General features: G+C 71.6%; 6 protein-coding genes. 5 read left to right on the top strand and 1 reads right to left on the bottom strand.

Features of this window, described 5'->3' with window-relative positions; all coding sequences use genetic code 11:
* The first annotated feature begins 513 nt into the window (after nucleotides 1-513).
* Nucleotides 514-1,665, top strand: coding sequence for a GGDEF domain-containing protein (locus ACWC91_RS02335; protein ID WP_225078909.1), 1,152 nt, complete (start codon nucleotides 514-516; stop codon nucleotides 1,663-1,665).
* Nucleotides 1,666-1,771: 106 nt separating this feature from the next.
* Complete coding sequence (hutH, locus tag ACWC91_RS02330; RefSeq protein ID WP_225079014.1) at nucleotides 1,772-3,310, top strand: histidine ammonia-lyase; 1,539 nt, start codon at nucleotides 1,772-1,774, stop codon at nucleotides 3,308-3,310.
* A 42-nt stretch (nucleotides 3,311-3,352) separates the two neighbouring features.
* On the opposite strand, the gene ACWC91_RS02325 is transcribed toward hutH, so the two are convergent.
* Nucleotides 3,353-3,688 carry an LAETG motif-containing sortase-dependent surface protein gene (locus ACWC91_RS02325; protein ID WP_225078908.1) on the bottom strand — a complete coding sequence of 112 codons (336 nt, stop codon included), beginning with the start codon at nucleotides 3,686-3,688 and terminating at the stop codon, nucleotides 3,353-3,355.
* Nucleotides 3,689-3,797: 109 nt separating this feature from the next.
* Between ACWC91_RS02325 and ACWC91_RS02320 the strand changes: the two genes are divergently transcribed.
* From ACWC91_RS02320 to ACWC91_RS02310, 3 genes are all read left to right on the top strand, one after another.
* The gene (locus ACWC91_RS02320; protein WP_225078907.1) at nucleotides 3,798-4,217 is read left to right on the top strand and encodes a hypothetical protein; all 420 of its coding nucleotides are present in this window, start codon (nucleotides 3,798-3,800) and stop codon (nucleotides 4,215-4,217) included.
* A 221-nt stretch (nucleotides 4,218-4,438) separates the two neighbouring features.
* Nucleotides 4,439-5,683 carry a L,D-transpeptidase gene (locus ACWC91_RS02315; RefSeq protein WP_225078906.1) on the top strand — a complete coding sequence of 415 codons (1,245 nt, stop codon included), beginning with the start codon at nucleotides 4,439-4,441 and terminating at the stop codon, nucleotides 5,681-5,683.
* A 112-nt stretch (nucleotides 5,684-5,795) separates the two neighbouring features.
* The gene (locus ACWC91_RS02310; RefSeq protein WP_225078905.1) at nucleotides 5,796-7,259 is read left to right on the top strand and encodes an ABC transporter permease; all 1,464 of its coding nucleotides are present in this window, start codon (nucleotides 5,796-5,798) and stop codon (nucleotides 7,257-7,259) included.
* Nucleotides 7,260-7,282: the final 23 nt, after the last annotated feature.

Below are 7,282 nucleotides of genomic sequence, written 5' to 3'. Positions count from 1 at the left end.
GCGGCGGCACGCCTGCCGTTCGCCGTGGCCGCCGGTCCGTGCGACTGCCGTGCCGGCGGGATCGCGGCTGCCCGGCGCCGTGATCGGCGGATGGTGGCTGTGCGGGCCGAGCCGGGGGGCAGCAGCCCCGGCGACTGTCGGCGGCCGTGCCGCGCGCCGGCCGGAAGAGGCGCGCGCCGCCACTGGGTCCGAACGGCCCCGCGGCTCCGCGCCTGCCGTCCGCCGTGACCGCCGGACCACGTGGCCACCGTGCTCGACGGGCCACACCTGGCCGAGGAAGGGGGGCCGTGCCTCGCATGTCCGGAGGCGCGTGAGCCCGTGTCGGGTCCTGTGGCGGAGGTGTATGGGCCTGTGTGAGGCCCCGCTGACCCGGGGCCGCGGGCCCGTGTCGGGCCCCGCTGACTCGGGGGTGTGGGCCCGTCTGGGGTTGCGGTGACCTGCGGGAGCCGTTCGCGGCGCACTGGCGGGTGGGCCAATGTCTCGATTCATCTGAAACATCCCTAGCCTGGGGTGATGGGCGAGAACAGGCGGCTGGCGGACGTCGTGGCGTTGGCGCAGGGGATGGCCGCGGCGCAGACCTCGCGTGAGTCGTGGCGGGCGGCGGCGCTCGGTGCGTGCCGGGCGCTGGAGGGGAGCTTCGCCGCGCTCTCGACGTGGGAGCGCGAGCGCGGCCGGCTGCGGGTCCTGGTGAACGTGGGGGACCGGGCGCCGGAAGAGGAGGAGTTCCCGGAGGACGAGGCCTACCCCGTGCACCAGTTCCCGGAGATCACCGAGTTCCTGCACGAGCGGTGGGCCTCGGGCGGTGAACCCGACGCCTGGGTGGAGACCGCCGACGGCGCGGCCGCGGGCCACCCCGGCTACAGCCACCGGCGTGTCGCCGCGCTGCGCAGGCGAGGGCGCGGCTGCTGCGTGGTCGCGCCGATCGTGCAGCACGGACGCGCCTGGGGAGAGCTCTACGTCGCCCGTCCGGTCGGCACCCCCCTCTTCGACCGCTCCGACGCCGACTTCGCCACCGTGCTGGCCGCCGTGGTCGCCGCCGGGCTCGCCCAGAGCGAGCGGCTGGAGGAGGCCCGCAGGCTGGCGTTCACGGACGCGCTGACCGGGCTCGCCAACCGCCGTGCCGTCGACGTGATGCTCGACGAGGCGATCGAGCGGCACCGCGCGGACGGCGTCGTCGTCAGTCTCGTCGTCTGCGACCTCAACGGGCTCAAGCAGGTCAACGACACCCTCGGCCACGCCGTCGGCGACCGGCTCCTCGAACGGTTCGGCTCCGTGCTGTCGCTGTGCGGCGCGATGGTGCCCGGCGCCCTCGTGGCACGGCTCGGCGGCGACGAGTTCTGCCTGGTCGCGGTGGGCCCCTCGGCCGAGGACGTGATCAAGGCGGCCGACGAGCTGTGCCGGCGCGCGGCCGAGCTGGAACTGGGCGAGGGCGTCGCCTGCGGGGTGGCCTCGACCGAGCACGCGATCCGGCCGGTACCGTCGGCCCGGCGGCTGTTCCGGCTCGCCGACGCCGCCCAGTACCGGGCGAAGGCGTTGCGCGCCGACCGGCCCGTGGTCGCCGGCCGTGAAGGCGCGCAGGACCCGGTCGTCCGTCTCGTCGACGCGCCCCCGCCCGTGCCGGAGGCCCCGGTGGAGCGGCGCCGCTTCCGCGGCCGCAGGCCCTGAGCGGCGCCGGGTATTCGGGCATATTCAGACCGCGAGTTGTAAGAGTCACTCCCGGCATCCACTAGTGACATCTTCGCATTCACTGCGTACGCTCCTGAATATGGATATGCATACTGTGGTGGTGGGGACGTCGGGGGTCACCGCGTCCGACGTTCTCGCCGTGGCGCGCGGCGGCGCCCGTATCGAGCTCTCCGACGAGGCGGTGGCGGCCCTCACGGCGGCCCGGGAGATCGTGGACGCGCTGGCGGCCAAGCCCGAGCCCGTCTACGGCGTCAGCACCGGCTTCGGCGCCCTGGCGACCCGGCACATCAGCCAGGAGCTGCGCACCCAGCTCCAGCGCAACATCGTCCGCTCGCACGCCGCCGGCATGGGCCCGCGGGTCGAGCGCGAGGTCGTGCGGGCGCTGATGTTCCTGCGGCTGAAGACCGTGTGCTCCGGGCACACCGGCGTACGCCCCGAGGTCGCGCAGACCATGGCCGACGTGCTCAACGCCGGCATCACCCCGGTCGTGCACGAGTACGGCTCCCTCGGCTGCTCCGGCGACCTCGCCCCGCTGTCCCACTGCGCCCTCACCCTCATGGGCGAGGGTGACGCGGAGGGTTCCGACGGCGCCGTACGCCCCGCCGCCGAGCTGCTCGCCGAGCACGGCATCCGGCCCGTCGAACTGCGCGAGAAGGAGGGCCTGGCCCTCCTCAACGGCACCGACGGCATGCTCGGCATGCTGATCATGGCCCTCGCCGACCTCGACACGCTGTACAAGTCCGCCGACATCACCGCCGCCCTCAGCCTGGAGGCGCTCCTCGGCACGGACAAGGTCCTCGCCCCCGAGCTGCACGCCATCCGCCCGCACCCGGGACAGGGCGCCTCCGCCGCCAACATGCTGGCCGTGCTCAAGGGTTCCGGCCTCACCGGGCACCACCAGGGCGACGCGCCCCGCGTCCAGGACGCCTACTCCGTGCGGTGCGCCCCGCAGGTCGCCGGCGCCGGCCGGGACACCCTCGCGTACGCCCGGCTGGTCGCCGAGCGGGAACTCGCCTCCGCCGTGGACAACCCCGTCGTCCTGCCCGACGGCCGGGTGGAGTCCAACGGCAACTTCCACGGCGCCCCGGTCGCCTACGTGCTGGACTTCCTCGCCATCGCCGCCGCCGACCTCGGCTCGATCGCCGAGCGCCGTACCGACCGGCTGCTCGACAAGAACCGCAGCCACGGCCTGCCGCCGTTCCTCGCCGACGACGCCGGCGTCGACTCGGGCCTGATGATCGCCCAGTACACGCAGGCCGCGCTGGTCAGCGAGATGAAGCGGCTCGCCGTACCGGCGTCCGCCGACTCCATCCCGTCCTCCGCCATGCAGGAGGACCACGTCTCCATGGGCTGGTCGGCGGCGCGCAAGCTGCGTACGGCCGTCGGCAACCTGAACCGGATCATCGCGATCGAGCTGTACGCCGCCGCGCGCGCCGTACAGCTGCGCGAGGGCCTGACCCCGGCTCCGGCGAGCCGGGCGGTCATCGACGCCGCCCGCGAGGCGGGGGTGGAGGGACCGGGCCCGGACCGCTTCCTCGCGCCCGACCTCGCCGCCGCGGACGCCTTCGTGGGGGACGGCCGGCTCGTCGCGGCGGCCGAGACCGTCACCGGCCCGCTTCAGTAGGACGGCGGGCAGGGGCCCAAGTCGGGGGAGCGCCGGGCGGGTTCAGAAGCCGAGGCGCTCCCGGCGCACGGAGTAGACCACGAAACCGGCGCCCAGTATGAGGAGCGCGGTGCCGCCGACGACGTACGGAGTGGTGTCGATGCTTCCGGTGTCGGCGAGTTCGGTCCCGCTCCCGGTGGAGGCGTCCTCCTGGGCGCCGGACGTCTCCACCGTCGAGGCGGGCCGCCCCTGTTCCGTGACTTGGGCGGTCGGCGCCGCCGGGTCCGCCCCTCTCGCCGGAGTGCCCACCGACGCGTCCGCGGAGGGGACGAACCACAGGGCGCCCAGCAGGGTGCCCGCGGCGGTGGCGGTCAGCAACGTACGGCGAGCGGATGACACGGAATATCGATCCCCTTGTGGCGCTGGTGAATTGGCCGTGTGGGGCGATGTTAGTGAACGTCGCGGGTCACAGGAAAGTCACGGGAGGTTTGAGCCGTACCCTCCGACCATGAGCACTCCAGAGACTTCACGTTTTGTCCGCCTCAGTGTCGAGCTCGTCCTCGAGATCGAGGACGAGGACGCCGTCATCGGGGCGGCCCGCAGCCGGATCGCCGAGCACATCGAGGACGGCGAGTTGGACCCCGCGGAGCGGGTGCACGCCGAGGGCGCTGTGACGGAAGACACCGCCGAGGCCCTGGCGTACCTGGTCGATCCGTTCGACCTGGTGGGCGAGGTGCCGGGGGTGGAACTCCAGCAGGCCTCCTGGTCGAGCGAACCCATCGCGTACGACCCGGATTCGCCCGACTGGGAGTTCGGCGAGGATGATGTCGATGAGGAAGCCGAGGAAGTCGAGGAAAACGGGGAAGACGACGAGGACGAAGAGGGCGGGGACGACGAGAAGGCGGGCGGCACCGGACACTCCGGCTGACGTCGTCCGGATCACATCGGCGACCCCGGCCGCAACCGACGTCCGGGGTTTCGTCGTCTCACGCAACGCGCAGGCCGGGCCGCGTACCGTCCGCTACGGCGGACGTGGCAAGTCCCACACGTCCACGACGTGGGAAATGGGACGAAACGGTCGTAGCGTTGAGGACTCGCGACGGGGGCCTCGAGGGGTTTTGGGACTCGCCAACGATGGAGAAGCGTGTGATGACGAACAGTAAGCGGCGCAAGCGCCTGACGGCCGCGTCCGCACTGCTCGGCGGTGTACTGGTGCTCACGGCCTGTTCCGGCAACAGCGACTCGGCCGGCGGCGGTGGCGACACCTCGCAGGCCAAGGCCGACAAGGCCGCGGCCGAGGAGGCGTCGGAGGCCCAGATCAAGATCACACCAGCGGACGGCTCCGACAACGCCTCGATCAACAACTCCGCTGCCGTGGTCGTGGCCAAGGGCACGCTGACGAAGGTCGTCATGACGACGGCCGACGGTACGGCCGTCGAGGGGCAGATATCGGCCGACAAGCAGAGCTGGAAGCCCGACGCCCAGCTCGAGCGCGCCACCACCTACAAGGTCGCCGCGAGCGCCACCGACGCCAAGGGCCGGGCCGCTCACGAGAACGCGTCCTTCACCACGGTCGCCCCGGCGCACAGCTTCATCGGCTCCTTCAATCCGGACAACGGCACCACGGTCGGCGTCGGCATGCCCGTCTCGATCAACTTCGACAAGGCGATCACCAACAAGGCGGCCGTGCAGAAGGGCATCACCGTCACCTCCTCCAGCGGCCAGGAGGTCGCCTGCCACTGGTTCGGCGTGCAGCGCATGGACTGCCGTCCCGAGCAGTACTGGCAGGAGAACTCCACCGTCACGCTGAAGCTCGACCTCGACGGCGTCGAGGGCGCCCAGGGCGTCTACGGCGTCCAGCAGAAGACGGTCACCTTCAACATCGGCCGCAACCAGGTCTCCTACGTCGACGCGAAGACCAAGCAGATGAAGGTCACGCGGAACGGCAAGGTCGTCAAGACCATCCCGATCTCCGCGGGGTCGCCCGAGAACAAGACGTACGAAGGCCAGATGGTGATCTCCGAGAAGTTCAAGGAGACCCGGATGAACGGCGCGACGGTCGGTTTCACCGACGACGACGGCAAGGGCGAGTACGACATCAAGGACGTGCCGCACGCCATGCGCCTGACCAACTCCGGCACCTTCATCCACGGCAACTACTGGGGCGGGCCGGGCGTCTTCGGCAACGTCAACACCAGCCACGGCTGTGTCGGCCTGCAGGACGCGAAGGGCGCGAACGACCCGAACACTCCGGGCTCGTGGTTCTTCGACAACTCGATGGTCGGTGACGTCGTCATCGTCCAGAACACCGGCGACAAGACCGTCGCTCCGGACAACGGCCTCAACGGCTGGAACTTGAGCTGGGCGCAGTGGAAGGCCGATTCGGCCGTCTGACGACCCCTTGCCCGTGAAGACCGGTGCCGCCCCTCGGGGCCGCACCGGTCTTCTCATGCTCCTCTCATGACGGCCTCAAGACCTCATCAGGCGGCGCCCCTACCTTCGGCCCATGTTCTTCACCTACCTGAGGCGCGAGCTGCGCCGCCGTCGAAAGGCGGCTCTCGTCGTCGCCTCCGGCCTCGCGCTGGGCATCGCGCTGGTCATCGTGGTCAACTCCGTGTCCAACGGCATGGGCGCGGCGCAGGAGAAGGTCCTGCAGTCGCTGTACGGGCTGGGCACCGACATGACCGTCACCAAGGCGGCCACGCCGCCGTCCGGTGACTCCGAGCGCCCGCGTTTCCGGTTCGACGCCAAGGACAACGGGTCCGAGGACACCCAGAGCAGCGACCGGGTCATGGTGCAGGGCTTCACCACCCTGTCCGCCTCCACGGTCACCAAGGTGGCGGACCAGAAGGGCGTCTCCTCCGCGGTCGGCGGGCTGAGCCTCAACGTGGTGAAGGTAAGCGGCCAGTTCACCCGCGGCCAGTTCCAGCAGGGCGAAGGCGGCCGGATGGGCGGTGGCCCCGGCTCCCAGCCGCAGGGCCGGGTCCAGGGCGGCGGCGCCGACTTCGACGTCAACCAGTACACGGTCTACGGCACCGACGTCACCAAGCCGGAACTCGGCCCGCTGACCTCCTCGGAGATCACCAGCGGCCGTACCTTCAAGACCACCGAGACGGACGCGAAGGTCGTCGTCGCCGACTCCGCGTACGCCAAGGAGAAGAAGCTCAAGGTCGGCGGCACCGTCACCATCAAGGGCGTCAAGTACGAGGTGATCGGCATCGCCACCGCCAGCAGCGGGGACGCGGCGGCCAACCTCTACATCCCGCTGAAGCAGGCGCAGACCCTCAGCGACAACAAGGACAAGGTCACCACGATCTACGTCAAGGCGACCGACTCCCAGCAGATCGACGCCGTCAAGAGCGCCGTCCAGAAGAACGTCTCGGGAACCACGGTCACCACCTCCGCCGACCTGGCCAAGACCGTCTCCGGCTCGCTGTCCACCGCCTCCAGCCTGGCCACCAACGTCGGCAAGTGGCTGTCCATCGCGGTGCTCGTGGCCGCGTTCCTGGTCGCGGGCCTGCTCACCTCCTCGGCCGTCTCCCGGCGGGTGCGCGAGTTCGGCACGCTCAAGGCGCTGGGCTGGAAGTCGGGCCGGGTGACCCGGCAGGTGGTCGGCGAGGCCGTCGTCAACGGCCTGGTCGGCGGCATCTTCGGCATCGCGCTCGGCCTGGCGGGCGCGTACGCGGTGACCGCGATCAGCCCGACGCTGCAGGCGGAGCTCGGCGGTTCGGGCGGCGGCGGCGCTGGCGGCGGGGGCGGCTTCGGCGGCGGCTTCGGCGGCGGGGGCCTCGGCGGACCCGGCCGGCAGGCCGCGAAGTCCCTGGAGGTCGCGCTGACCGCGCCGGTCAGCCTCACCACCATCGTCCTCGCGGTCGGCCTCGCCGTGGCCGGCGGCCTGATCGCGGGCGCGTTCGGCGGCTGGCGGGCCTCCCGGCTGCGCCCGGCCGACGCCCTGCGGCGCGTCGAGTAGCGCGCCGCCCGCCGCGACCCAGT

The organism is Streptomyces sp. NPDC001204 (assembly GCF_053598035.1).
Note: the sequence above shows the minus strand (reverse complement) of the source record. Positions and strands in the feature narration are given on the sequence as shown.

Coding starts and splice junctions, on each gene's coding strand:
- ACWC91_RS02310 (WP_225078905.1), top strand. CDS start 5,796: ATGTTCTTCACCTACCTGAGGCGCGAGCTGCGCCGCCGTCGAAAGGCG.
- ACWC91_RS02320 (WP_225078907.1), top strand. CDS start 3,798: ATGAGCACTCCAGAGACTTCACGTTTTGTCCGCCTCAGTGTCGAGCTC.
- hutH (WP_225079014.1), top strand. CDS start 1,772: ATGCATACTGTGGTGGTGGGGACGTCGGGGGTCACCGCGTCCGACGTT.
- ACWC91_RS02335 (WP_225078909.1), top strand. CDS start 514: ATGGGCGAGAACAGGCGGCTGGCGGACGTCGTGGCGTTGGCGCAGGGG.
- ACWC91_RS02315 (WP_225078906.1), top strand. CDS start 4,439: ATGACGAACAGTAAGCGGCGCAAGCGCCTGACGGCCGCGTCCGCACTG.